The 458-nt window shown below is 41.5% G+C and carries 1 protein-coding gene; it reads left to right on the forward strand.

Annotated elements, in window-relative coordinates; translation table 11 throughout:
• Positions 1-458: ATP-dependent DNA helicase (locus tag ACEYW6_RS36635; protein ID WP_412983670.1), on the forward strand; the 458-nt coding region annotated here is incomplete at both ends.

Consider the following 458-nt stretch of genomic DNA (forward strand, 5'->3'; position numbering starts at 1 on the left):
GGGAAAGCTGCTAACCGGATGAAAGATGCTACAGGCATTGAAGCAACTACTATTCACCGTTTATTGCAATGGCAGGGGCACAATGCGGTTTTTCTTTATAACGAGGATAATCTTCTAAATCTTGATTGTCTAATCGTTGATGAATTTTCAATGGTTGACATATTTCTGTTCAATTCGCTGCTCAAAGCCTTGGACAAAAAAACCAGAATTGTACTGGTAGGGGACTTTGATCAATTACCCAGTATTGGCGCGGGAATGGTCTTGCGGGATTTAATTGTTTCTGAACTCGTCCCTACAACTTTCTTACAGACGATTTATCGCCAACGGCACGAAAGCCCGATTATTTATGCTGCTAATGATGTCAATTCTGGCATAGTCCCTACACTGCACAATTTTAATCAAGTTTCTGATTGGATGGATGTCGGTGACTGTGCAATGATTCAAAAAGACTCGCCCCA

The organism is Nostoc sp. UIC 10607 (assembly GCF_047228265.1).
In the GTDB taxonomy this organism is placed as follows: Bacteria; Cyanobacteriota; Cyanobacteriia; order Cyanobacteriales; family Nostocaceae; genus Nostoc; species Nostoc foliaceum_A.